Source organism: Pseudomonas sp. D(2018) (assembly GCF_005502555.1).
Lineage (GTDB): Bacteria > Pseudomonadota > Gammaproteobacteria > Pseudomonadales > Pseudomonadaceae > Metapseudomonas > Metapseudomonas resinovorans.
The window spans coordinates 80998-106688 of record NZ_SCOK01000010.1 but is presented as its reverse complement, the minus strand read 5'-3'; the positions used below and the strand labels follow the sequence as shown (position 1 = coordinate 106688).

Sequence of the window (25691 nt, the reverse complement as noted above, 5' to 3'; positions counted from 1 at the left end):
GCGACATGCATCAACCGCGTCGCTTGGTCAGAGTTGGGCAAGATCAATAGGATGCGCGACGGCAGCGGGGATCGGGGGGGGGTGGCGATTGCAAGCTAACCCGCAAATCGATCTTCCTCAAGACTCCGCGAAGAACCAAAAAAGAAGGGGGCACGCTTGTGGCGTGCCCCCTTTGCCGTCAGTGAATGATGGCCAACCGTCGAAGAGAAGAGTGGGCGGGGCCGCCCCGGTAAGGGTGGTCCGCCTGGAGGCAAGGCCTCCGGTGTTGCGACCGGCACCTGCCTTGTGAGCGGGTGCCGGGGTGGAACAATGTCGCTCCCGAGGGCGCGACGGGGTGTCAGCCGATGGTCATCAGGCTGGCGTTGCCGCCAGCAGCGGCGGTGTTGACGCTGATGGCGCGTTCGATCAGCAGGCGCTCCAGCGGGATCGCGGTCTCGCCCTGGGACAGGCCCTGGACGCCGATGATGGGACCCTTGCGGGAAGCGACCTGCTGGCAGATGGCGCTCAGTTGATCGGAGTCACCGTGGTGCAGCACGGCATCGAAGACGACTTCGGGCTGGCTCCAGTCCGCAACCAGCTGGATGCGTGCCTGCACTGCTTTCGGCAGGGCGCCGCGCAGCTTGCCGGTCAGTTCGCTGGTGGCCCAGAGCGCGCTGCTGCCAACGGCCAGAGCGCCCGCCAGTTGGACGAGCAGGTCGGTTTCGTCGTCCGCCAGGCAGAGTACGGTCTCGCGCGGCAGCAGCACGTAGGTGTTGCGCTCGCCAGTCGGGCCAGGCAGGACGCGGGTCAGGCCGCTCTGGGACTGCTCGGCGAAGCTGTCGCAGAGGCTCGCCAGGCTGTCCTTGCCGTTCTTCGCGGCCCAGGCCTTGAGGGCTTCCAGGGGCTTGCCCTGACGTTCCTGCAGGGTGGTGCGCTGCTGGGTGTCGGCGACGCTTTGGCCATCCAGGCGTTGGAAGGTGCGGCTGACGCCGTCGACCGGGCGGGTGGCCAGCAGGCGGTACATGTACAGCGGGCCGCCGGCTTTCGGGCCGGTACCGGACAGGCCTTCGCCACCGAAGGGCTGCACGCCGACCACGGCGCCGACCATGTTGCGGTTGACGTAAAGGTTACCGGCGTGGGCCTTGTCCACCACCTTGGCGATGGTTTCGTCGATGCGGGTGTGCACGCCCAGGGTCAGGCCGTAACCGGTGCCGTTGATCTGGTCGAGCAGGGCGTCCATGTCCTCGCGCTTGTAACGAAGCAGGTGCAGCACGGGGCCGAAGATTTCGCGTTCCAGGTCGGCGAGGCTGTCCAGTTCGATCAGGGTCGGCATCACGAAGGTGCCGCGCTGCATCACATCACCCTCGGTGCGGGCGATCTGGAACACGCTGCGGCCTTTGCTGCGCATGGCCTGGACGTGCTTGTCGATGTTGGCCTTGGCCTCAGCGTCGATGACTGGGCCGATATCCACGTTCAGGTGCTCGGGGTTGCCGATGCGGCACTCGGCCATGGCGCCCTTGAGCATCTCCACCACACGGTCGGCCACGTCTTCCTGCACGCACAGCACGCGCAGGGCGGAGCAGCGCTGGCCGGCGCTGTCGAAGGCGGAAGCGATCACGTCGGTCACCACCTGCTCGGCCAGGGCCGAGGAGTCGACGATCATGGCGTTCTGGCCGCCGGTCTCGGCGATCAGCGGGATCGGACGGCCTTGGGCGTCCAGGCGGCCGGCGACGTTGCGGGCGAGGATGCCAGCCACTTCGGTGGAGCCGGTGAACATCACGCCTTTCACGCGCTCATCGCTCACCAGGGCGGCGCCCACGGTGTGGCCGAGGCCTGGCAGCAGTTGCACCACGCCTTCCGGAATGCCGGCCTGGAGCAGGATGCGCACGGCCTGGGCGGCAATCAGCGGGGTCTGTTCGGCGGGCTTGGCCAGCACGGTGTTGCCGGCGGCCAGGGCAGCGGCCACTTGGCCGGCGAAGATCGCCAGGGGGAAGTTCCACGGGCTGATGCACACCACCGGGCCCAGCGGGCGGTGCGTGTCGTTGGCGAAGTCGTGGCGGGCCTGGGCGGCGTAATAGCGCAGGAAGTCCACGGCCTCGCGCACTTCGGCGATGGCGTTGTTGAAGGTCTTGCCAGCTTCGCGGACGAGAATGCCCATCAGCGGCTGCATCTCGGCTTCCATCAGGTCGGCGGCGCGATCCAGGGCGGCGGCGCGCTCCACCGGCGGGGTGGATTGCCAGATCGGTGCGGCGGTGATGGAGGCCAGCACGGCATTGCCGACGTCAGCGGTGGTGGCGTTCTGCACGTGGCCGACCACGTCGCGGTGATCCGCCGGGTTCAGCACGGGCTCGCTCGGGCCTTCGCTGGTTGGGCAGCCGAGTATCGGCTGGGCGCGCCAGTCGGCGTGGCCGCTGCTCAGCAGGGCGCTGGACAGGGACGCCAGGCGGTGTTCGTTGGCCATGTCGATGCCACTGGAGTTGACTCGGGCGTCGCCGTACAGGGCCTTGGGCTGCGGGATGCGCGGGTGCGGGAGGCCCAGGGCGCCTTCGACACTGGCCATGGCCTCGGCGCTGGCAACCGGATCTTCCACCAGTTCTTTGATGGAGATGCTGTGGTCGGCGATGCGGTTGACGAACGAGGTGTTGGCGCCGTTTTCAAGCAGGCGGCGGACCAGGTAGGCCAGCAGGGTTTCATGGGTGCCGACCGGTGCGTAGATGCGGCACGGTCGGTTCAGCTTGCCGTCGGCGATCTTGCCCACCACTTGCTCGTACAGCGGTTCACCCATGCCGTGCAGGCACTGGAACTCGTACTGGCCCGGGTAGTAGTTCTGGCCGGCGATCTGGTAGATGGCCGACAGGGTGTGGGCGTTGTGGGTGGCGAACTGCGGATAGATGACTTCCGGCACGCCCAGCAGCTTGCGTGCGCAGGCGATGTAGGAAACGTCGGTGTAGACCTTGCGGCTGTAGACCGGGAAGCCTTCCAGGCCATCGACCTGGGCGCGCTTGATCTCGCTGTCCCAGTAGGCGCCTTTCACCAGGCGGATCATCAGGCGGTGCTGGCTGCGGCGGGCGAGATCGATCACGTAGTCGATCACGTACGGGCAGCGCTTCTGGTAGGCCTGGATGACGAAGCCGATGCCGTTCCAGCCCTTCAGGCTCGGCTCGAAGCAGAGACGCTCGAGCAGGTCGAGGGAGATTTCCAGGCGGTCGGCTTCTTCGGCGTCGATGTTCAGGCCGATGTCGTACTGCTTGGCCAGCAGGGTCAGCGACAGCAGGCGCGGGTACAGCTCACCCATCATGCGCTCGTACTGGGCGCGGCTGTAGCGCGGGTGCAGGGCGGAGAGCTTGATTGAGATGCCCGGACCTTCGTAGATGCCGCGGCCGTGGGAAGCCTTGCCGATAGCGTGGATGGCCTGCTCGTAAGAGGCGTAGTAGCGCTGGGCGTCTTCCTCGGTCAGCGCGGCTTCGCCGAGCATGTCGTAGGAGTAGCGGAAGCCCTTGGCTTCGAAGTTGGTGGCGTTGGCCAGGGCCTCGGCAATGGTTTCGCCGGTGACGAACTGCTCGCCCATCAGGCGCATGGCCATGTCCACGCCCTTGCGGATCACCGGCTCGCCGCTCTTGCCGATGATGCGGTTCAGCGAGGACGACAGCCCGGCTTCATTGTGGGTGGATACCAGCTTGCCGGTGATCAGCAGGCCCCAGGAGGCCGCGTTGACGAACATCGACGGGCTCTGGCCCAGATGCTGCTGCCAGTTGCCGGTGCTGATCTTGTCGCGGATCAGGGCGTCACGGGTGCCCTTGTCCGGGATGCGCAGCAGGGCTTCGGCCAGGCACATCAGCGCCACGCCTTCCTGGGAGGACAGGGAGAATTCCTGCAGCAGGCCCTGGACGATTCCGGCGCGGCCGCCAGCGCTCTTCTGGTTGCGCAGTTTCTCGGCGATGCCATAGGCCAGCTTGTAGGCGGCGTCAGCCATCTCGGCGGGCAGGCGGGCCTGCTCCAGCAGCATGGGCACGGCTTCCTGCTCGGGGCGGCGGTAGGCGGCGGTAATGGCCGCGCGCAGCACGGACTGCGGCAGGATGCTTTCGGCGAATTCGAGGAACGGCTGGTGGGTAGGCTCGGGGAGGGCTTCGAGCGCGTCGTGGTCACCTTCGGCCAGGCGCTGGGCAATGCCTTGGAGTTCCGGAAGGGTCATGCCGCTTTCCAGGGCCTCGAGGTAGCTGAAGATCGCTTGCTTGATCAGCCAATGCGGGGTGCGCTCGATCCTGCGCGCAGCTTCCTTGAGACGATCACGGGTAGCCTCGTCCAGTTTCACGCCAAGGGTGGTGCTCGTAGCCATTTCTTGTCCTCTTTTCAGCCGTGGTCGTACGGCAGTAGCGGCGCAAAGATTAGCGATGTCCTACAAGGGGTGCAACCTGGTGCAACCAAAGGTCGTATATCTGGCGACGATCAGCGGATGAAAGGTCGCCTCAATGACTCGAAAAGGTTGCACCTGATTGGTGCGAAGGCTCGAAAATACGGGCGTTTCGCAAGGCGTGGCCGGCTTGGCAAGGGAGGGTGCAACCCAGGTGCAGCCGGTTTTGGCCCTACCTGGAAAGCATAGGCCGCCCTCGCTGAATGCCGAGGGCGGCGACGGATGGTGGTGCAGTCAGGCCTTGGCGGCTTGTGCAGCCTCGACCTGGGCGAGGAGGGTTTGGCGGGCGCTGTCGAGGATGCGGTCGGACAGTTCTTCGCTGGCCACGCTGCGGGCCAGCGTCAGCGCACCCACCAGGGTGGCGAGCATTGCCAGACTCTGTTCTGCGCTGCCGGTTTCCTTCTCCATGAGTTCCAGCAGGCCGGTCAGTACGCCATCGGTGATGGGGCTGGCATTGCCGCGCTGGCCCATTTCGGCCGACATGGTCGGCAGCGGGCAACCCTGCTCGGGGTGGGCGCGGTGCTGAGGCGAGAGGTAGCGCTCGAAGAAGGTTTTCAGCGGTTGTTCCTTGGAGAACGCCTTGGCCCATTGGGCATTGGCGTCATTCGCTGCTGCCTGGAGAGCCTCTTCCACCAGGGCATCCTTGGATTTGAAGTGCGCATAGAAGCCGCCATGGGTCAGACCGAGCGCCTTCATCAGCGGTTGCAGGCCGGTAGCGTCGATACCGTCGGCGCGGAAGCGACGAGACGCCTCGGCGACGATGCGTTTGTGGGTTTCTGCCTTGTGGTCTTCGGGGTAGCGCATGGCGGTCACCTCGTGGGGAAGATTGATATTGCGATTGTAATTCACATCCCCTGTCGCGCGAGCGGAAATTGGCCACGGCGCCGAACCGGGTGCCGTGGCTGAACGATCACATGCCATGGCTTCCTGGTCGACGTGGGAGATGGCGCAATAGCCGTACGACAAAGTGGCCAGGGGCGTGATCGATCAGCCGGAAACCTGGGCCTGTTCGGCTTTCACCGCGCTGATGAAGGCTTGCATGGCCGAGGACTTGATGCGGTGGCGGCGGGTGATCAGGCCAAAGGGCGGCAGGCGCGGTTCGAAGGCGATGGGCAGTACCGCCAGCAGATGGCGGCCGGGATAGTCCTCAACCACTGAACGCGGGGTGACACCGATCATGTCAGTCTGCTGCAAGAGGGAGAGCAGGGTCATGATGGAGGTGGTTTCGACAATGCTGCTGGGGATGTCCACGCGGGCGTTGTGGAAGGCCTGGTTGACGATGGCTCGCATCGGGCTGGGGTGTTGCTGGAGCACCCAGGTCATGCCTTGAAGCTCGGTCCAGGACAGGCTCTGTGCGTCGGCGATGGGATTTTGCGCGCCAGCGATCACGCACAGTTCCTCCTCTCCCAGGCTGTCGAACAACAGGTCGTCAGCACGCGCGCCGGTGGGGATGCGTCCCAGGACCACGTCCAACTGATCTTGCTGCAGGGCCTGGACCAGGACGTCGCTGGTGTCCACCTGGATGCTCATGGACAGGCGCGGGTGGCTCTTCTTCAGGGTTGCGATGGTACGGGTCAGCAGGCCCGAGGCCAGGGCCGGAATGGCGCCCACGGTCACTCGTCCCAGGTTGCCGGATTCCAGGGCGGCCAGTTCTTCGCGCATGCCCGACAGCTCGGCGAAGACCATCCGTGAGTAGTAGATGACCGTCTCGCCAAAGGCCGTGGCACGCATGCCGCGGGGCAGGCGCTCGAACAGTTCGACCCCGAGCAGGCCTTCGGCCTCGTGGAGCATCTTGGTCGCTGCTGGCTGGGTCATGCCGATCTCGTCGGCGGCGCGGCGCAGCGAGCCAAACTCTTCCAGGGCCAGCATCAGGCGCATTTGCCGCAGGCGCAGACGGCTGTGGATGAGGGCAGCTTCGGGGATGCGCGACATGGGCAGTGCTCGGCAGTGAAAGAGGGGCAAGCCTGACAAGAAACGCCAGGCCTTGCCAAGGGGAGAAGGTTGTACCGAATCGATGGATGGGCTGCAGGAGCCAGCTTGCTGGCGAAAAGCGTTTCGCGAGCAAGCTGGCTCCTACGGAGCGGCTGGGACTACGGCATGGATCGCCGCACCTTGGCGCATTTCAGCCCGGCCAGGGCCTTGGCACCGCGTGCCAGCAAAGGCCAGAACAGCATCAGCAAGGCCGCGGTGGTCAGGCTGCCCACCAGCGGGTTGGACCAGAAGATGGAAAGCTCGCCGTTCGAGAACAGCATGGACTGGCGGAACGCATCCTCGGCCTTGTCCCCCAGCACGGCCGCCAGGACCAGCGGCGCGATGGGGTAGCCGAGCTTCTTGAACAGATAGCCCAGAGCGCCGAAGCCGAGCATCAACACCACATCGAACATCGAGTTATGCACCGAGTAGGCGCCGATGGCACAGACCATGACGATGATGGGGGCGATGATCGAGAAGGGGATGCGCAGGATCGAGGCGAACAGAGGCACGGTGGCCAGCACCACGATCAGGCTGACGATGTTGCCCAGGTACATGCTGGCGATCAGGCCCCAGACGAAGTCGTGCTGCTCGACGAACAGCGTCGGTCCCGGATGCAGGCCCCAGATCATCAGGCCGCCCAGCATCACCGCAGCGGTGGCCGAACCAGGAATTCCCAAGGTCAGCATGGGCAGCAGGGCGCTGGTGCCGGCGGAATGGTCGGCGGTTTCCGGCGCGATCACACCTTCGATCTCGCCCTTGCCAAAGTTCTCGCGGTTCTTCGAGAAACGTCGAGCCAGGCTGTAGCTCATGAAGGAGGCCGCAGTCGGCCCACCGGGGGTAATGCCCATCCAGCAGCCTACCAGGGCACTGCGCAGCCAGGTCAACCAGTAGCGCGGCAGCTTGGCCCAGGTGCGGAAAATCACCATGGGCGTGATGCGTGCCCGCTCGCCACGGAAGACCAGGCCTTCCTCCACCGTGCAGAGGATTTCGCCGATACCGAACAGCCCGATCACCGCCACCTCGAAGCTGATGCCCGACAGCAGCCAGGGTTGGTCGAAGGTCAGGCGCAGATCACCGGACACGGTGTCCATGCCGACCGCGGCCATGGCGAAGCCGATCATCATTGCCACCAGCGTTTTCAGCGGCGGGTTCTTGCTCATGCCGATGAAGGTGCAGAACGCCAGCAGGTACACCGCGAAGAACTCCGGCGAGCTGAACGCCATGGCGAACTCGGCGATGCGTGTGGAGAGGAAGGTCAGCAGCAGCACGCCGACCAGCGCACCCAGCAGCGCCGAGGTGAAGGCGGCAGTCAATGCCTCGGCGGCCTTGCCCTGGCGGGCCATGGGGTAGCCGTCGAAGGTGGTTGCCACGGATGAGGGCTCGCCTGGGATGTTGAACAGGATCGAGGTGATCGAGCCGCCAAACAGCGCCCCCCAGTACATGCAGGAGAGCAGGATGATCGCCGACACCGGCTCCATGGTGAAGGTCAGTGGGAGCAGCAGGGCAACCCCGTTCGGTGCGCCGAGGCCGGGCAGGACGCCGACCAGAATGCCCAGCAGCACGCCCACCACCATCAGGCCGATATGGCCGGGGGTCAGGATCAGGTTCATGCCCTGCATCAGGGAGTCGAACTCGCTCATTTCAGCAGCCCTCCCAGCATGGCCAGAGGGCCTGCCTGCAGTGGCACCTTGAACCAGAGCGCGAAGACCAGGTAGCTGGCAAGCGCCGCGCCACAGGAAACCGCTGCGATGGTCAGGAAGCCATAGGGCTTCTCGCGTTGGCGGTCGCGCCACATGAACCAGGCGATGAAACCGGCTGAGGCCAGGTAAATGCCGGTGAAGGGCATGCAGGCGACGTAGAGGACGATAGGGAGGAACACCGCCAGCACTTGGCGGAACGCACCGCGGCTGACGAAGGCCTCGGCCAGGGAGCGCCAGCGCGCGATTGCCAGCACCAGGTTGGCCAGGCTGGCGGCGCTCAGTAGCAGGCCGATGTAGAAGGGGAAGTAGCCCGGCTCGGGGCCGGCATCACCCCAGCCGATGCCGCCGGCATGGCTGCCGTACATGACCACGGCGCCGACCAGGGCTGTAAAGAGCGCAAGACCGGCTTCCACCCAGCGGGTGCCGACGAGCGCGGACGAATCAAGGTTTCTGGACATGGTTTCACCCCACTGGCGGGCGCCGCACAGGACGGCGCCCGCGCTGGATCACTTGCGCAGCCAGCCGGCTTCCTGGAAGACCGGGGTCACCCGGGCAGTGTCCTTCTCGATGTAGGCGGCCAGTTCATCGCCGGCGAGGAAGGTCGGCACCAGCGCATTGCGCTCGACGTACGACTTGAACTCCGGGGTCTGGCTGACCTTGCGCAGCAGTTCGACATAGAAGGCGCGCTGCTCGGGGGTGACATCCCCCGCCATGAATACCGTTCGCGGGAAGCGATACTGGTCGACGCCCAGGCCCTGCTCCTTGCAGGTGGGCACATCGGCCCAGGATTTCTCACCGGCGACTTTCTCGGTGTAGGCCATGCGCGTCTGGCTGAACACGCAGAGCGGCTGCACCTGATCGCCGCGCCACTGGCTGAGGCTCTCGCTGGGATTGTTGACGTTGGATGTGATGTGCTTGCCGGCCAGTTGGGTGGCCGCTTCGCTACCGCTCTTGAAGGGGATGTAAGTGAGCCTGGTACCGGTGGTCTGGTTCAGCAGCAGGGTCAGGGTCTGGTCCACGTCCTTGGATTGGCTGCCGCCCATGCGCATGTTCGCCGGGTCCGTCTTGATCTGTTCGTAGTAACCCTTGGCGTCCTGCCAGGGCGCGTCTTTGTAGGTCCAGAGGATGAAGTCGTCCTCGGCCACCGCAGCCACCGGGGTCAGGTCGGTCCACTGGTAGCCCAGCTTGGCCACCAGCGGCAGCAGGTAAATGTTGTTGGTGCCGATCACCAGGCGCTCGGCCTCTCCCTTGGACAGCTTCATGTCGAGGAAGGCTTCGGCGCCGTTGCCGCCGCCCTTGTTCATTACCACGGTGTTCACGTCCAGCAGCTTGTGCTGGCTGATGATCGACTGGATCAGGCGACCCAACTGGTCGGTGCCGCCGCCGGGGCCGCCAGCGACCAGGATTTCTACGTTCTTCTCGGGCTGCCAGGTAGCAGCGAAGGCGGGGAGGGTGCTGGCGCAGACCAGGGCGCAGCCGGCGAGCAGGCGAGCGATATGACGAACGGGAGCAGTTCGCATGGTGGACCTCTTCTTGTGTTTGTTATGGGTGGGGCCGAGTGTGTGAAGCGGGCGCTAGCGCGTCTACTCAATTAATCGCATACAGCGATAGCCAGGGGTTATCGCTAAGCGCGCCATCGCTCTAGGCTGGCATATCAGGCTTTCGAGAAGCCTTCACGCTTGCGAGTTCGAACCTGCGATATCCCCAGGGAATAGGTCTATGAGGACTTTTGATTAGACGGTTATTGATCCGGGTTGGGATAGTTCGTCCACACCCTCAGCGCCCAAGGACTGCAGGGATGCCTAACAAGAACGATAAGAACGAGGTCAGAGCCATGAGCGCAGTGCACCGACTGCCCCCTTTACCTGTCTCCACCGATCAAACGGTGGCAATGCGTCCGTCCCGTGTCCGCTGGCGCATCTTCGCGATCATCTTTGCCCTCACGGTGATCAACCTGATCGACCGCGTTTCCCTGTCCATCGCCATGCCCACGATCGGCAAGGAGTTCGACCTGTCGCCCAGCATGCAGGGGCTGATCCTCAGCAGCTTCTTCTGGGCCTATGCGCTGCTGCAGATTCCTGGCGGCTGGCTGATCGACCGCTACGGCCCGCGCCGGGTGATCGGCTGGTCCACCGGTCTCTGGGGGCTGTTCCAGACACTCGCGGCCTTCGCCACCGGTGGCTTGTCGCTGCTGTTCGCCCGGGTCGCCCTGGGCGCCGCCGAAGCGCCGCTGTTCCCGTCCGGCGGCAAGCTCAACTCGCTCTGGCTGGCGCCCAGCGAGCGCAGCCGCGGCGCGGTACTGATGGATTGCGGTGGTCCGTTGGGCGTCGCCCTGGGAGGCTTGATCATCGCCTACCTGATTGCCGTGCTCGGGTCCTGGCGCATCGCTTTCTTCGTCGCCGGTATCGCCACCCTGGCCATGGCCTGGCTGGCCTGGCACTACCTGCGCGACGATCCGGCGCTGCACCCGGACGTCAACGAGGCGGAGCTGGAGCGCATCAACGCCGGTCGCGTGACTTCCATCGCCGAGGCGGCACGGGCGCCGGTGAAGGGCCTGGGCATCGCCGCCCGCTCGCTGACCGGCATGCTGCTGGGGCGCGCCAGCTGGGCCATGGTGTTCTTCGGCCTGCTGACCTGGGGGCCCAGCTACCTGGCCCAGGCCCGGGGCTTCGACATCAAGGGCATCGGCGCTGCCACCTTCATCATCTTCCTCTGTGGCGCACTCGGCTCGCTGTGCGGCGGTTTCCTCTGCGACACCCTGATCCGCAAGGGCGTGCGCCGTGGCCTGGCGGCCAAGGGCCTGCTGGCGGTAGCCGGCCTGGTGGCACTGGTGGCCTTCCTGCTGCTGCCGACCCTGCACGATGCCTACGCCGCCGTGGCGCTGCTCTGCCTGACCGCCTTCTTCCTCATGTGGGGCAGCCTCTACTGGAGCTTCCCGGCGCTGCTCGCCGCCCCGGCGCGGGTCGGCCTGATCGGCGGGGTGATGAACCTGGCCGGCAGCCTCGGCGGCATCCTGGTGCCGATCCTGGTCGGGGTGATCCTCCAATACTTCGGCGGCTATGCCGGCGTGCTCAGCTTCTTCGCCGGCTGCTCGGCCCTGTTCGTCGCCGGCACCCTGCTCATCGGCCTGGACAACGACGAGGTGAAAGATGCCTGAGCAAAGGCTCTACGACGGCCCGATCATCGATGCCCACCACCACTTCTGGGACCCGCAACTGAACTTCCATCCCTGGTTGTCGGGTGAGGCCATCCCGTTCCGCTATGGGGACTACAGCGCCATCCGGCGCCGCTACTTCCCGGAGGACTATCTCGCCGATGCCGGTGAGCACCAGGTGGTCGCCACCGTCTACGTGGAAACCGAGTGGGACCCGCGCGACCCCATCGGCGAAACCCGCTTCATCCACGAGGTGGCGGCCCGCTACGGCGCGCCGAATGCGGTGGTTGCCCAGGCCTGGCTGGATGCCCCGGACGCCGCCCAGGTGCTCGCCGCCCAGGCCGCCTTCGAGCGGGTACGCAGCGTGCGCCACAAGCCGGGCGGCCCGGCGCGCCCCGAAGAGGTCGGCCAGTGCCGCAGCCTGATGAGCGACGAGGCCTGGCGCCGGGGTTATGCCGAACTGGGTCGACACGGCTTGCACTTCGACCTGCAGACCCCCTGGTGGAACCTGCCGGAGGCCGAGGCGCTGGCGCGGGACTTCCCCGCTACCCGGCTGATCCTCAACCACGCCGGCCTGCCGTCGGACCGCAGCGAGGCCGGGCTGGCCGGCTGGCATGCGGCCATGGCGCGCTTCGCCGAGCTGCCCAACGTCGCGGTGAAGATCTCCGGCATCGGCCTTGCCGGGCGCCCCTGGTGCGCCGAGGACAACGCCTGGATCGTCCGCGAGACCGTCGCCATGTTCGGGCCGGAGCGGGCCATGTTCGCCAGCAATTTCCCCGTCGATGGCCTGTGCGGCTCGTTCGACACCATCTACAGCGGCTTCAAGCGCATCGTCGCCGACCTGCCGTATGCCGACCAGGAGCAACTGTTCTGCGGCACCGCGCGGCGCATCTACCGTACCCAGCCCACGGCTTTCCGCCTGCCGCAGGGCATCACCGACATGAGGACTTCCGCATGAACCAACCCCGTCTTCCCCGCATCGCCATGGTCCTGGGCGACCCCGCCGGCATCGGCCCGGAACTGATCGCCCGGCTGCTGGCCGAGCCCGAGGTACGGCGGCAGGCCCATGTGCTGCTGATCGCCGACGAGGCAGAGATGCTCAAGGGCATGCAGATCGCCGGGTGCGAGTTCCCGTACCGGCCGGTCGCCTCCCTGGATGAGCTGGCATTCACGGATGAGGTGCCGCTGTTCTATCACTACCGTGGCGCGGCTAAAGGCCCGTTTCCGCGCAGCGAGGCCAGCGTGGTGGGGGGGCGCTACAGCCTGGACACCCTCGAAGTGGCCCTGCGCCTGACGGCCGACAAGACCACCGACGCCATCCTCTTCGGTCCCCTGAACAAGACCTCCCTGCACATGGCCGGCATGGCCCACAGCGACGAGCTGCACTGGTTCGCCGAGTATCTCGACTTCCAGGGACCGTTCTGCGAGTTCAACGTGCTGGACAACCTCTGGACGTCGCGGGTGACCTCCCACGTGGCCCTGGCCGACGTGCCGGGGCTGATGAATCAGGACCGGGTGGTGGAAGCCATTCGCCTGATCGATACCGCACTCAAGCGCAGCGGGCTGGAAAAGCCGCGCATCGGCGTCTGCGGCCTCAACCCGCACAACGGCGACAACGGCAGCTTCGGCCGCGAGGAACTGGACATCATCGGCCCGGCGGTGGCCCGCGCGCAGGAGCAGGGCATCGACGCCCAGGGACCGTTCCCGGCCGACACCATCTTCCTCAAGGTGCAGGGCGATGCGCGGGCCTTCGACGCGGTGGTGACCATGTACCACGACCAGGGGCAGATCGCGATCAAGCTGATGGGCTTTTCCCGCGGGGTGACGGTGCAGGGCGGCCTGCCCATCCCCATCACCACCCCGGCCCATGGCACCGCCTTCGACATCGCCGGCCAGGGCAAGGCCAACGTCGGCGCCACCCGCCAGGCCTTCGAGATCGCCTGTCGCATGGGGCGCACCCGGGGCTGAGTCCCTAGCTAACCCTCAGGCCCTCTCTCGCTTTCACCGCGCCACCCAATGGGTGAGCGCGGTTTTTGTGCTGCATGCTCGACAGTGGATCGATAACCACCTCGGCGTCGCGTGGCTTAGACGTATTTCCTGTGGTTATCACCGAATGAACACAAGTGATTATTCGCCAAGCCACCCGCTGGCTAGAGTCGGCCTCAACGAACGCGCCTCGCGTCTCGTTGAAATACCTACAAGAAGCCCGCCTTGTTGCCTCGCAAGGCGATTACCGGCAACAGAAGGACCTCACAATGACAACTACGATTTCCCTGCCCGAGGCACTTGCCTCCGCCATTTCCAGAAGCCGCCTGCGGCTGCTGCCATTCCTCATCCTGATGTACGTGCTGGCCTTCATCGACCGGGCCAATGTGGGGTATGCGCGCACCTTCCTGCAGGCCGATACCGGTCTCAGTGACGCCGCATTCGCCTTCGGTGCGAGCATTTTCTTCATCGGTTATGCCTGCTTCGAAGTGCCCAGCAACCTGATGCTGCACCGCCTCGGCGCCCGCGTGTGGCTGTGCCGGATCATGGTCACCTGGGGCCTCGTCTCGGCTGCCATGATGTTTGCCGACAGCGCTACCGCCTTCTACGTACTGCGCTTCATGTTGGGCGTGGCGGAAGCCGGCTTTTTCCCTGGCATCATCCTGTACCTCACTTACTGGTTCCCAGCGCAGAGCCGCGGCCAGGCGTTGGGAATGTTCTACTTCGGCCTGCCGCTGGCGCTGGTGCTGGGTGGGCCGCTGTCGGGCTGGCTGCTGGAGTTCCACGGCATCTTCGGCATGACCAACTGGCAATGGCTGTTCGTGGTCGAGGGCCTGATGGCGTCGGTGGTGGGGATCGCCGCCTACTTCTACCTGGTGGACCGCCCGCGTGATGCCCGCTGGCTGAGTGCGGAGGAGAAGGCCGCGCTGGAGGACAAGCTGGCCGAGGAGGACGCGCAGAAGCGCGGCCACAGCCCCCATGGCTTCCTCAGCGCGCTGCGCAGTGGCCAGGTGCTGAAGTTCTGCCTGGTCTACTTCACCGTGCAGATGAGTGTGTACGGCGTGGTCTTCTACCTGCCCACCCGCATCGCGGGCTTCCTTGACGGCCATGTCGGCTTGAGCGTCGGTCTGCTGACCGCCATTCCCTGGGCCTGCGCCCTGGTGGTGACCCGTCTGGTCACCCGTCACGCCGACCGCACCGGGCAACACCGTAACCTTGCCGCCCTGATGTTGGCGATGGCGGCCGCAGGTATCGCCGCATCGGCGCTCAGCCCAAACCTGACCTTCGCGGTGATCGCCTTCTGTTTCGCCGCCTCCGGATTCGTTTCGGTTCAGCCGTTGTTCTGGACGATTCCCACCAGCTACCTGAGCGGTGCGGCGGCGGCCAGCGGCATTGCCCTGATCAACTCCCTGGGCAACCTCGGCGGCTTCGTCGCGCCGAATCTCAAGACCTTGATGGAAACCCTCTTCGGTGACCCACGCGCGGGCATGTTCGCCCTCGCGGTGGTCGCTGTGATCGGCGCCCTGCTGATCCTCCGCCTGAACACCCGCAAAACCGCTATCGAGCAGGCCCTCGAGCCTGCCCGCGCGAACTGACTGCAGCCATAGGAGCCATGCACATGAAAATCAAATCCATCCGGACCCGCGTATTCGAGTGGAAAGGCAAGGTGGTGCCGCCCCAGGCGCACTTCTGCACCAATGCCACCGACATCCTCTACGAGCGTGGCGATGCCATGGGCTCGTTCCGCTTCCACGGCTGGCTGGTGGTGGAGGTGGAGACCGACACGGGCATCGTCGGCATTGGTAACTGCGCCCTGGCGCCACGCGTGGCCAAGGAGATCATCGACCTCTACCTGGCCCCCATTGCAATCGGCGAAGACCCCTTCGACTACGAATACATCTGGCAGAAGATGTACCGCCGCAGCCACGCCTGGGGCCGCAAGGGCATCGGCATGGCCGCCATCTCGGCGGTGGACCTGGCCATCTGGGACATCATGGGCAAGGCCGTGAACAAGCCGGTGTTCAAGCTGCTGGGCGGACGTACCAAGGAAAAGATCTGGACCTACGCGTCCAAGCTCTACGCCAACGACAACCTCGACCAGTTCCTGGAGGAGGCCCAGGGCTACCTGAACCAGGGCTTCACCGCGCTGAAGATGCGCTTCGGCTACGGTCCCAAGGACGGCCCGGCGGGCATGCGCAAGAACATCGAGCAGGTCCGCGCCCTGCGTGAACTGGCCGGCCCGGATGTGGACATCATGCTCGAGTGCTACATGGGCTGGACCCTGGAGTACGCCCGCCGCATGTTGCCCAAACTGGCGGAGTTCGAGCCGCGCTGGCTGGAAGAACCGGTGATTGCCGACGACATCGAAGGCTACGTGGAGCTGAAGAAGATGGGCATCATGCCGATCTCCGGCGGTGAGCATGAGTTCACGTCCTACGGCTTCAAGGACCTGCTGGAACGCCGCGCTGTCGACGTGATCCAGTACGACACCAACCGCGTTGGCGGCATCACCGCCGCACGCAAGATCAACGCCATGGCTGAAGCCTGGTCGGTGCCGGTGATCCCCCACGCCGGGCAGATGCACAACTACCACCTGACCATGGCCAGCACCGCATCGCCCATGGCCGAGTTCTTCCCGGTGTTCGACGTCGAGGTCGGCAACGAGCTCTTCTACTACGTATTCAAGGGCGAGCCGCAGCCGGTCAACGGTTACATCCAGCTGGATGACAACCTGCCGGGCCTGGGCCTGGAAATCTCCGAGGAGTACCTCAAGGACTTCAACATCATCGAGTGATGGGCGTGGGCGCTGCCCTCGCGGCGGCGCCGTGCAAGGCCAACAGGAGGCCCAGACATGCGGTTGATTCAATTCGAGAACGGCGTCGGCGAACGCCAGGTTGGTGTGGTCGAGGGCAACCAGGTCCAGGTGCTGTGCAATACCCGTAGCACCCGCGAGTTGGCCCTGGCGGCCATTCGCGCAGGGCGTTCGCTGCGGGATGAGGTCCTCGAGCGCGGCTGTGAGCCGGGACCGGACTATTCACAGCTGCTGGAGGCTCACCGTGTCCTGCCGCCCCTGGACCATGAGGATCCAGCCCATTGCCTGGTCAGCGGCACCGGCCTGACCCATCTGGGCAGCGCGTCCACCCGCGACAAGATGCATCAGCAGGCCGGCCAGGCGGAGTCCGCCATGACCGATACCATGCGCATCTTCAAGTGGGGTGTGGAAGGCGGCAAGCCAGCAGCGGGGCAGGCGGGCGCTCAGCCGGAGTGGTTCTACAAGGGGGATGGCAGCATCGTCGTGCGGCCGGGCGCGGCGTTCCCGGTGCCGCCCTTTGCCGAGGATGCGGGCGAAGAGCCGGAACTGACCGGGCTCTATGTCATCGGTGACGATGGCCAGCCCTACCGGCTGGGCTTTGCCTTGGGCAACGAGTTTTCCGACCACGTCATGGAGCGGCGCAACTACCTCTACCTGGCGCATTCCAAACTGCGATTCTGCGCTTATGGTCCGGAGCTTCGAGTTGGTGAGCTGCCGCGCCACCTGGCGGGTACCAGCCGCATCCTGCGTGACGGCGAAGTGCTCTGGGAGCGGGAGTTCCTCTCCGGCGAGGACAACATGTGCCACAGCCTGGAGAACCTGGAATACCACCACTTCAAGTACGCCCAGTTCCTGCGTCCTGGCGATGTGCATATCCACTACTTCGGCACCGCCACCCTGTCGTTCGCCGACGGGGTCCGGACGCGTCCCGGCGATACCTTCGAGATCAGCCTGGCGGAGTTTGGCGAGCCGCTGCGCAATGGCATCGGCGAAGCGTCGCGGCCGCTGCCGGCAGGCGCCGTGCAGGCCCTCTGAGCTGTACCTCGCGCCTCAGTCGCCCGTTCACGAGACGGGCGCTGCGCGGGTTTCCCTTCTTTCCAGGGCCGCTTGGCCCACATCCTCAACCCACGAGGTCAAGGAGTCATAGATGTCAGCGTTACTGGGTCTGAATTACATCGGCGGCACCCGCAGCGGCGCGGGCGAGGTGCTGCTGCACAGCCTCGACGCCACGACGGGCGAGGCGCTGCCCGGCGCCTTCCGCCAGGCTACCGCTGCCGAGGTGGACGCCGCCGCGCGCGCCGCCGAAGCGGCCTATCCGTCCTATCGGCAGTTGTCGGCCCTGCGCCGCGCGGAGTTCCTCGACGCCATCGCCGCTGAGCTGGACGCGCTGGGCGAGGACTTCATCGCGACTGTCTGCCGCGAAACCGCGCTGCCGGCCGCACGCATCCAGGGCGAACGTGGCCGTACCAGCGGCCAGCTGCGGTTGTTCGCCCAGGTGCTGCGCCGGGGCGATTTCCACGGTGCGCGCATCGACCGCGCACAGCCCCAGCGCCAGCCGCTGCCGCGCCCGGACCTGCGCCAGTGCCAGATGGGCCTTGGCCCGGTGGCGGTGTTCGGTGCCAGCAACTTCCCATTGGCCTTCTCCACCGCCGGCGGCGATACCGCTGCGGCCCTGGCGGCTGGTTGCACGGTGGTGTTCAAGGCCCACAGCGGCCACATGGCCACCTCGGAGTGGGTGGCGGACGCCATTCTTCGTGCGGCAGAGCAGACCGGCATGCCGCAAGGCGTGTTCAACATGGTCTACGGCGGTGGCGTTGGTGAGTGGCTGGTCAAGCACCCGGCGATCCAGGCGGTGGGCTTCACCGGTTCATTGAAGGGCGGCCGCGCCCTTTGCGACATGGCGGCGGCGCGACCGCAGCCGATTCCGGTGTTCGCCGAGATGAGCAGCATCAATCCGGTGATCCTGCTGCCCGAGGCCCTCGCGACCCGTGGCGAGCAGGTGGCGGGTGAGCTGGCCGCCTCAGTGGTGCTCGGCTGTGGCCAGTTTTGCACCAACCCGGGCTTGGTCATTGGCATGCGTTCACCAGCCTTCAGCGCCTTCATCGAGCAATTCGCCGCGCGCATGGCCGACCAGCCGACGCAGACCATGCTCAATGCCGGCACCCTGAAGAGCTATGTCGCCGGTCTCACCCGGTTGCACGCCCATCCGGGTATCCGCCACCTGGCCGGCGGCCAGCCACAGCAAGGTAACCAGGCGCAACCGCAGCTGTTCCAGGCCGACGTCGGGCTGTTGCTGGAGGGGGATGAACTGTTGCAGGAGGAAGTCTTCGGCCCGACCACGGTGCTGGTGGAGGTGGCCGACCTGGCGCAACTGCGGCAAGCGCTGAACAGCCTGCATGGCCAGCTCACCGCGACCCTGATCGCCGAGCCGGGCGACCTGGCCAGCGCTGCCACATTGCTGCCACTGCTGGAACAGAAGGCCGGGCGATTGCTGCTCAACGGTTACCCGACCGGGGTGGAAGTCTGCGATGCGATGGTCCACGGCGGCCCCTATCCGGCGACTTCGGATGCTCGCGGCACGTCCGTCGGCAGCCTGGCCATCGCCCGATTCCAGCGTCCGGTGTGCTACCAGAACCTGCCGGACGCCCTGCTGCCAGCAGCGCTGCAGAACGCCAATCCGCTGGGGATCCAGCGTCTGGTGGATGGGGTGAATACGCGGGAGGCGTTGGACTGAGCCGGAGGACATCCCGATTCGCCCGGGCAGTGCCGGGACTCTGTCCGGGTTTAGCTTGTGGCGAGGGGGCAGGCTGAAGCGTGAGCCTGATCGGCCAGAACGCCGATCAGGGTTCCGCGTAAAGGGTTGGGGCCCGAATCCCTTGCAGGAGCCCGGCGTAGATGCGACTGGCGCAGGCAGCAGGCTGCCGTTTTACCGGTTCAGCATCAGCTACATGTCCTGGACCTGCTCGTCGGCAGGCCGATTGTTGACGATCGACTACATGCCATGCGCGGACCCGGCCGTACAGATCTGCTCTAGCCTTCCCCTTGAGTCACGCCAGGTAAGCCGATATCTTGAGCCGCCTAATCATTAGTCTGCTACCTAGGCTCTGTGCGAAATGTGCCTGCACTCAACGACGTTTCGTGCACAACCTGGCCCTCCCTGGCAGACCTTCCGGACCTTTCCATGAGTGCCCAGAGCCACTTGCCGCAGCGCATCGACCAGCCCCTGAAAGGCATCGTGCTGGTCTGTCTGGCTACCTTTCTGTTTTCCAGCCACGACGCCATCTCCAAGTACCTGTCGGCCTTCTATCCCATCGTGATGGTGGTGTGGGTGCGCTACCTGGTGCACACCTTGCTGATGGCGGGGTATCTGCTGCCGCGCGAAGGTGGGCGTGTACTGCGGACCAAGCGGCCGCTGCTGCAGGTAGTGCGGGCCCTGTGTCTGATAGGGGTCAGCCTGTTGTTCACCACCGGGCTGCGCTACATCCCGCTGGCGGAGGCGACGTCGGTGATCTTCCTGGCACCATTGCTGGTCACCGCCCTATCGGTGCCCTTGCTGCGTGAACGGGTGTCGCGTGGGCAGTGGGCGGCTGTACTGGTGGGGTTCGGAGGCGTGCTGTTGATTGTGCGGCCGGGCGGTGCGCTGTTCACCCCGGCCATCCTTCTGCCGCTGGCGGCGGCTGTTTGCTTCGCCTTCTATCAGCTGACCACGCGCATTCTCAGCCGCAGCGATAGCGCCGCGACCACCAACTTCATCACCGGCCTGACCAACACGCTGATTATGAGTGCTCTGGTGCCGTTCTTCTGGCATCTGCCCGACAGCCTCGGACACAGCCTGCTGATGCTGGCCCTGGGCGCCTGCGGCATGGGTGGGCACATGCTGCTGACCCAGGCCTTTCGCCATGCGTCGCCACCGTTGCTGGCGCCTTTCGGTTATGGCCAGATCGTTTTCGCCGGCCTGCTCGGGTTGTTGCTGTTCAACCACGCGCCGGACCAGGTTGGCCTGTTGGGCATCGCCATCATCGTCGGTAGTGGGCTGTTCATGGCTTATGCGCAGAAGCGTTGAGACGCTAGGGCTTTCCATCTCGAGCGCTAGCCCCCGTTCACGCTTGCCGGTGGGCTGAAGCCCACCCTACGCGCTTTCCACCTCGCGCGAGTCCACATACTCCTTCAGCCACCTCAGCACCTGCACCGGCTCCCAACGGGACGGATCGAACAGGGCATAGGCCTGGCCCTGATAACCCACCACGTCCAATTGCCGGTGATAGCCGGCGCGCTGGAACAGGGCCTCGATCTCTGCCAGGCAGGTATTGAAATGCAGGCGCCCGAACGGCGTCTTGCCGTCAGTCACCAGGCCTTCCAGGCGCAGTTCTTCAACCGCTTCACGGATTTCTTCCGGGGCCATGCGGCTCACCGTGTACTTCAACTGGCGTACATCCAGCATTTTGGGCGTCCTCGGGCGGTTCAATGCAGCTGCCGGCCGGCGAGCAGGGGCTGCACCTGGCCACGGGGCGGGAAGGGCAGTGGCAGCTGGTAAGGCAAGGGAACGTTCGGTGGAACAGGTTGCTCGGGCATCGGCAAGCGGATAGGTGCTGATACAGGCATAGGACTTTTCCTGAATTACTGTATATTTATACAGATAGCAGTTGCCGCGGTCTGATGGCAACCAAACCAAAGGAAAAATCTGCTGTCAGTCATTTCCCCTTGACGCAGTACCGGGAATTAGAAGCCTGATGATTCGCTCTATCTTGCTGTTTTGCCTGCTGTTCTCCGCCGCCACCGAAGCCGCTGCACCCCGCACCTTCAATGAAGCCAAGAAGGTTGCCTGGAAGCTCTATGCCACTCACCCGGTGGAGTTTTATTGCGGCTGCCGTTACGAGGGTAACCGCGTGGACCTGAAGAGCTGCGGCTATGTGCCGAGGAAAGCGCCGCAACGGGCCAAGCGCATCGAGTGGGAGCACATAGTGCCGGCCTGGGTGATTGGTCATCAGCGCCAGTGCTGGCAGAAAGGCGGGCGCAAGAACTGCACAGAGAACGACCCTACCTATCAGCGCGCCGAGGCTGACCTGCATAACCTGGTGCCGAGCATCGGCGAGGTGAATGGCGACCGCAGCAACTACAGCTTCGCGTGGCTACCACAGAAGCCCAGTCAATACGGAGCCTGCCCCATGGTGGTGGACTTCAAGGCGCGCAAGGCGATGCCGCGTCAGCAGATCCGCGGGATGATCGCGCGAACCTATTTCTACATGAGCGACCGCTACGGCCTGCGTATTTCCAGCCAGGACCGCAAGCTCTACAACGCCTGGAACCGCCAGTACCCGGTGGAAGCCTGGGAGCGCAACCGCAACCAGCGCGTGGCTTGTGTGATGGGCTATGGCAACCCGTTCGTGGGGAAGGTGGATATGGGCGCCTGCAGGCGATAGGGCAGGGCCGGCGGCGCGGCGAAGCGCGCTTCGCCGCCGCAGGTTATGCGTTATCGACGGACCACCAGCTGGGTAGCAGCCGCTGCACGTCCGGTCGGGCGAAGCGGTCGTCGATCAGGTGGACCACGCCTCTGTCTTCGGTCGTACGGATGACCCGTCCGGCCGCCTGTACCACTTTCTGCAGGCCGGGATAGAGATAGGCGTAGTCGTAACCGGCGCCGAACAGTGCGGCCATGCGCCGCTTCAGTTGCTCGTTCACGGGGTTCAGTTGCGGCAGCCCAAGGGTGGCGATGAAGGCGCCGATCAGTCGCTCGCCGGGGAGGTCGATCCCTTCACCGAAGGCGCCGCCGAGCACGGCGAAGCCAATGCCCTGGCCGCCGACTTCGAAGCGCTGCATGAAGGCGTGGCGCTCGGCCTCGTCCATCTGCCGGCCTTGTAGCCAGATGGGTACGTGCGGCTGTTGACGGGCGAACAGGCTGGCTACCTGGTTGAGGTAGTCATAGCTGCTGAAGAAGGCCAGGTAGTTGCCGGGGCGTTCTGCGAACTGCCGGGCCATCAGGTCGGCGATGGGGGCAATTGACGCGCTGCGGTGCTGGTAGCGCGTGGAAACGTCGGCAGTTACCCGCACCTGGAGTTGTTCGGCGCTGAAGGGGGAGTCCACTTCCAGCCAGGGTGTATTGGGGGCCAGGCCCAGCAGGTCGCAGTAGTAATGGCGCGGGTTTAGGGTGGCCGAGAACAGCACTGTGGAGCGGCTGGCCGCGAAGCGTGGGCCGAGGAACGGCGCCGGCACCAGGTTGCGCAGACACAGGCGGGACAGGCTGCTCGAGCCTTTTCCGGGGCGCTTGCTGAGGTCGAATAGCGAGTGACTGTCGAACTGCTCGGCCATGCGGCTGAATTGCATGGCCTCGAAATAGAAGTCCTGCAGGGCGGCGTCCATGGCCGTGGGATTGTCGGTGAGGTAATCGGTAATGGCTGTGACTACCGCCTGGAGCGCATTCAGCAGTTTTGCAGGGGGCGCATCGTAGGCGCGATAGTCCTCGACCTGTTCCTTGTTCAATTCGCTCCAGGTGCGGCCGACCCGCTCCAGGGATTTCTTCAGTACCGCAGGAGCGTGCTTGCGCAGGGCCTTGAGGCTCGCCTGGTCGAGTTCGGCCGAGTACATCTTGCGGGCTCGCTCCACCAGGTTGTGGGCTTCGTCCACCAGCACCGACACGCGCCACTGGTTGGCAGTGGCCAGGCCATGAAGCAGGGCACTCGAGTCGAAGTAGTAGTTGTAGTCGCCTACCACCACGTCGCTCCAGCGCGCCATTTCCTGGGCCAGGTAGTAGGGACAGACCTGGTGGGCGAGGGCGACGTCGCGAAGGGCGTTTCGGTCCAGCCAACGCCGTTGTGCTGCTGCTTCGCGTGCGGCTGGCAGGCGGTCGTAGAAACCTTGGGCGAGGGGGCAGGATTCGCCATGACAGGCGTTTTCCGGGTACTCGCAGGCCTTGTCTCGGGCGACCAGTTCCAGCACCCGCAGCGGGCCACTGTCGAGTTGCTGCAAGGCGTCCAGGGCCAGTTGGCGGCCTGGAGTCTTGGCGGCGAGGAAGAACACTTTGTCCAGGCCCTGGCGCGCAAAGGCCTTGAGCAAGGGGAACAGGGTGCCCAGGGTCTTGCCGATTCCGGTGGGGGCCTGGGCCATCAGGCAGCAGCCGGTGCTCACGGCCTTGTAGACGGCTTCGGCAAGTTGGCGCTGGCCATGGCGAAACCGGGTATGGGGAAAGGCGAGCGCTTCCAGCGCAGTATTGCGCGCCTGTCCATGGATCAGCTCCTGCTCGGCCCAGGCGATGAATCGCTGGCATTGCTCTTCGAAGAAGGCGCGTAGGTCCTCGGCCCGATAGCGTTCGGTAAGCAGGGTTTCCTTCTGGCTGCCGATGTCGAAGTAGACCAGTGCCAGTTCGATCTCCTGCAGCGCCTGCTGCTGACAGAGCAACCAGCCATAGACCTTGACCTGTGCCCAGTGCAGGTGGCGGTGGTTGGCCGGCATGCGCTGAAGGTCGCCGCGGTAGGTTTTCACTTCTTCCAGTCGGTTGAGATGCGGGTCGTACCCGTCCGCGCGACCACGCACCCGCAAAGGGCCGAACTCGCCACTGAGGCAGAGTTCGGCCTGGTAGCCCGGGCCTCGCCGGCTGGCGACCAGCGAGTGGCCGGCAATGCCTTCCTGGGCGGTGGGGGCCGGGGTGAAACGCAGGTCAAGGTCGCCGCCTTTAGCGGTGAACTCGCAGAGCGCACGCACGGCGACGCCATAGCTCATGGTCAATCCTGCGCCCACTGCACGTAGCAGACTTCCACCGGGATCTCGTGTGTGGCGCAGAACTCCAGCCAGCGCAGTTGGTTGTCTTGGAGGCGGTCGCCGGGGCCCTTCACTTCGATCAGGCGGAAGCGACGTTCGTCCGGCCAGAACTGGATCAGGTCCGGCAAGCCGGCGCGGTTGGCCTTGATATCGGCCAGGATTCGCTGGAAGCAGGCTTTGAGCTGCGTTGCCGGCAGGCAGGTCAGCGCCTGGTCCAGCAGCGTTTCATCGAGGTTGCCCCAGTAGACGAAGGGCGATAGCAGCCCTTGCTTGGCGGCGTAGGTGCGACGAATGCTGGTTCGGTACTCGTCGCCATCCAGTTGCGCCAGGCAGGCGTCGAACAGCGTCGCGCGGCGCACATGGAAATCCGGGCTGAGCAGGTCCGCTGGGCCGTTGTGGAAGGGATGAAAGAAGGCGCCCGGCAAGGCGGCGAAGATGGCATCCCAGCAGAGCAGGCCGAACAGCGAGTTGAGCAGGGTGTTTTCCACGTAATGCACAGGGGCGTCGTCCTCGTGCAGATGCAGTTGCACCGCGTGCTCCACCGATAGCGGTTCTGGCGGCTGCGGCAGGACCAGGTCGATACGCCGCACTGGCGTGCTGGCGGCGGGAGGCTCTTTGGGCAGACCGAGTTTGCGGCGCAGGCGAGGCAGAATGCGCGCCAGGTGCTGTTGCTCTTCCTCGCTGTCTGGTGCGGAGCTGGCTGTCTGGGCCAGATCGAACGCGTCGTCGTGGGCACCGAGACGCTCCAGTACACGGATGCGCCGCACGCGCGCTCCCGCGTAGTCGCTGAGGCCATACAGGCCAAGCGCCACGTCCAGCAGCCCGCCGCGTTCGCAGTGCTGGCCGACCTGGAACAACAGCTTGCGCCGACGTGCGTCCAGCCACGGGTTGCCATGGGTTTCCAGGGGGAGTTCAGGCAGTAACTGATCCAGTGCTTCGCCTGCATCGAAGCGTTCGCGCCAGCGATGCAGCAGCAGGTAGAACTCGAGATCGGCACGGTCGCGAAAGCCTCGCGCAGAGGCATCGATCTCGATTTTTTCGTACTGGTAGATGCCGAGGTCGGCGAGCACGAACTCCGACCAGTCCTGATAAAGATTGCCGAAGAACATCAGTCGAAGACGGTCGCATATCTCCATCAGGCCGACGGCGTAGATGCAATCGTCGCTGGTCGGGTACCAGTCGGAGAACGGACGAGGTTCGGGGTTCTCGACGAGCAGGGCCGCCAGGCGCTCGGTTTTCCGCCCGGGTGAGCGGCCGAAACAGGCGTCCACTTCGGCCAGGGTGAGCAGGCCGAAGAGCTGCGCGAGGTCCAGTTCCGGCGTTGCATCAACCCAGCCAAGGGCAATCAGGGGCGCCGCCGCTTCCTGTGTATTGCCGATCTCGGCGTAGTTCAGCTTGCTGGCGCGGAACAGATTGCCCTTGCGCATCACCATGCGTACCAGCAGCGCCCTGGAGGCGCGGGGCAGGGCGCGGAAGTCGTCGATGAAGTCCCGCTCTTCGGTATCCAACAGGTCGCTGTAGCGCTCGCTGATCCAGTCGATCAGCGTGTGGAAGTTGCGCAGGTAGTAGAACGGATCTTCGAGGGCGGCGGGCATGGAGAGGGAACTGGGTCGGGCTTGTACTGTGGATTTATACAGATATCAGGCGCGGCTGGTGCGCGGCAAATGGATTTCGATCAGTGGGGCTCAGTCGGCTCCGGCCAGCACCCGACTTCGCAGCCAGGCGAGCGCGGGGTCGCCGGTGCCACGTTGACGCCACGCCGATTCCGCGGGCGCCGTAAACGTCGAGAAGCCATTTAATTTGTCGCGTCTGAAACTAAAAAGCCTATAGCCAAAGCCTTATGCCACGCGGGCCGCGCACTTTCAGTGCAGGCAGCTTTTTCCTAGCCAGCGACTACAAAAATCATAATTTCGCGAATCCCTC

The 25691-nt window shown here is 65.1% G+C and carries 18 protein-coding genes; 9 read left to right on the top strand and 9 right to left on the bottom strand.

The window, feature by feature from the left end:
• Positions 1-337 precede the first annotated feature (337 nt).
• The 6 genes from putA to FFS60_RS09535 form a co-directional block, all read right to left on the bottom strand.
• Positions 338-4315, bottom strand: coding sequence for a trifunctional transcriptional regulator/proline dehydrogenase/L-glutamate gamma-semialdehyde dehydrogenase (gene putA / locus FFS60_RS09560; RefSeq protein WP_137821832.1), 3978 nt, complete (start codon positions 4313-4315; stop codon positions 338-340).
• Positions 4316-4624: 309 nt separating this feature from the next.
• Positions 4625-5194, bottom strand: a complete 570-nt coding sequence (locus tag FFS60_RS09555) for a TetR/AcrR family transcriptional regulator (protein WP_137821831.1) — start codon at positions 5192-5194, stop codon at positions 4625-4627.
• A 183-nt stretch (positions 5195-5377) separates the two neighbouring features.
• Positions 5378-6322, bottom strand: coding sequence for a LysR family transcriptional regulator (locus FFS60_RS09550; RefSeq protein ID WP_028630255.1), 945 nt, complete (start codon positions 6320-6322; stop codon positions 5378-5380).
• A 158-nt stretch (positions 6323-6480) separates the two neighbouring features.
• Positions 6481-8004 (bottom strand): tripartite tricarboxylate transporter permease, encoded by a 1524-nt coding sequence (locus tag FFS60_RS09545; protein ID WP_137821830.1) that lies wholly within the window; start codon positions 8002-8004, stop codon positions 6481-6483.
• Positions 8001-8522 (bottom strand): tripartite tricarboxylate transporter TctB family protein, encoded by a 522-nt coding sequence (locus tag FFS60_RS09540; protein WP_137821829.1) that lies wholly within the window; start codon positions 8520-8522, stop codon positions 8001-8003. The genes FFS60_RS09545 and FFS60_RS09540 overlap by 4 nt, the downstream gene beginning before the upstream one ends.
• A 48-nt stretch (positions 8523-8570) precedes the next feature.
• The gene (locus FFS60_RS09535) at positions 8571-9584 is read right to left on the bottom strand and encodes a tripartite tricarboxylate transporter substrate binding protein (RefSeq protein ID WP_137821828.1); all 1014 of its coding nucleotides are present in this window, start codon (positions 9582-9584) and stop codon (positions 8571-8573) included.
• 314 nt (positions 9585-9898) lie between these two features.
• On the opposite strand from FFS60_RS09535, the gene FFS60_RS09530 reads away from it, so the two are divergent.
• The 8 genes from FFS60_RS09530 to FFS60_RS09495 all read left to right on the top strand — a co-directional run bounded on the left by FFS60_RS09530 (position 9899) and on the right by FFS60_RS09495 (position 20079).
• Positions 9899-11221 carry an MFS transporter gene (locus FFS60_RS09530; protein WP_371926401.1) on the top strand — a complete coding sequence of 441 codons (1323 nt, stop codon included), beginning with the start codon at positions 9899-9901 and terminating at the stop codon, positions 11219-11221.
• A complete protein-coding gene (locus tag FFS60_RS09525; RefSeq protein WP_137821826.1) occupies positions 11214-12176 on the top strand; it encodes an amidohydrolase in 963 nt (320 codons plus the stop codon). The genes FFS60_RS09530 and FFS60_RS09525 overlap by 8 nt, the downstream gene beginning before the upstream one ends.
• Positions 12173-13186 carry a 4-hydroxythreonine-4-phosphate dehydrogenase PdxA gene (locus FFS60_RS09520; protein WP_028630249.1) on the top strand — a complete coding sequence of 338 codons (1014 nt, stop codon included), beginning with the start codon at positions 12173-12175 and terminating at the stop codon, positions 13184-13186. The genes FFS60_RS09525 and FFS60_RS09520 overlap by 4 nt, the downstream gene beginning before the upstream one ends.
• A 287-nt stretch (positions 13187-13473) precedes the next feature.
• Positions 13474-14799: an MFS transporter gene (locus FFS60_RS09515; RefSeq protein WP_137821825.1), complete on the top strand. Its 1326-nt coding sequence runs from the start codon at positions 13474-13476 to the stop codon at positions 14797-14799.
• Between the two features lie 23 nt (positions 14800-14822).
• Complete coding sequence (locus tag FFS60_RS09510; protein WP_137821824.1) at positions 14823-15998, top strand: L-rhamnonate dehydratase; 1176 nt, start codon at positions 14823-14825, stop codon at positions 15996-15998.
• Between the two features lie 57 nt (positions 15999-16055).
• Positions 16056-17051 (top strand): AraD1 family protein, encoded by a 996-nt coding sequence (gene araD1, locus FFS60_RS09505; protein ID WP_137821823.1) that lies wholly within the window; start codon positions 16056-16058, stop codon positions 17049-17051.
• Positions 17052-17163: 112 nt separating this feature from the next.
• Complete coding sequence (locus FFS60_RS09500) at positions 17164-18750, top strand: aldehyde dehydrogenase (NADP(+)) (RefSeq protein ID WP_137821822.1); 1587 nt, start codon at positions 17164-17166, stop codon at positions 18748-18750.
• Positions 18751-19197: 447 nt separating this feature from the next.
• Complete coding sequence (locus FFS60_RS09495) at positions 19198-20079, top strand: DMT family transporter (RefSeq protein WP_028630244.1); 882 nt, start codon at positions 19198-19200, stop codon at positions 20077-20079.
• Between the two features lie 66 nt (positions 20080-20145).
• On the opposite strand, the gene FFS60_RS09490 is transcribed toward FFS60_RS09495, so the two are convergent.
• Positions 20146-20457, bottom strand: a complete 312-nt coding sequence (locus FFS60_RS09490; RefSeq protein ID WP_028630243.1) for a hypothetical protein — start codon at positions 20455-20457, stop codon at positions 20146-20148.
• A gap of 289 nt (positions 20458-20746) precedes the next feature.
• Here FFS60_RS09490 and FFS60_RS09485 point away from each other — a divergent pair, with 289 nt between their 5' ends.
• A complete protein-coding gene (locus tag FFS60_RS09485; protein WP_036997698.1) occupies positions 20747-21436 on the top strand; it encodes an endonuclease I family protein in 690 nt (229 codons plus the stop codon).
• A 43-nt stretch (positions 21437-21479) separates the two neighbouring features.
• Here the strand turns inward: FFS60_RS09485 and FFS60_RS09480 are convergent, their stop codons facing one another.
• A complete protein-coding gene (locus FFS60_RS09480; RefSeq protein WP_137821821.1) occupies positions 21480-23729 on the bottom strand; it encodes an ATP-dependent DNA helicase in 2250 nt (749 codons plus the stop codon).
• A 2-nt stretch (positions 23730-23731) separates the two neighbouring features.
• On the bottom strand, positions 23732-25363 hold the full coding sequence (locus FFS60_RS09475) for a VRR-NUC domain-containing protein (protein ID WP_137821820.1): 1632 nt from the start codon (positions 25361-25363) through the stop codon (positions 23732-23734).
• Positions 25364-25691 lie beyond the last annotated feature (328 nt).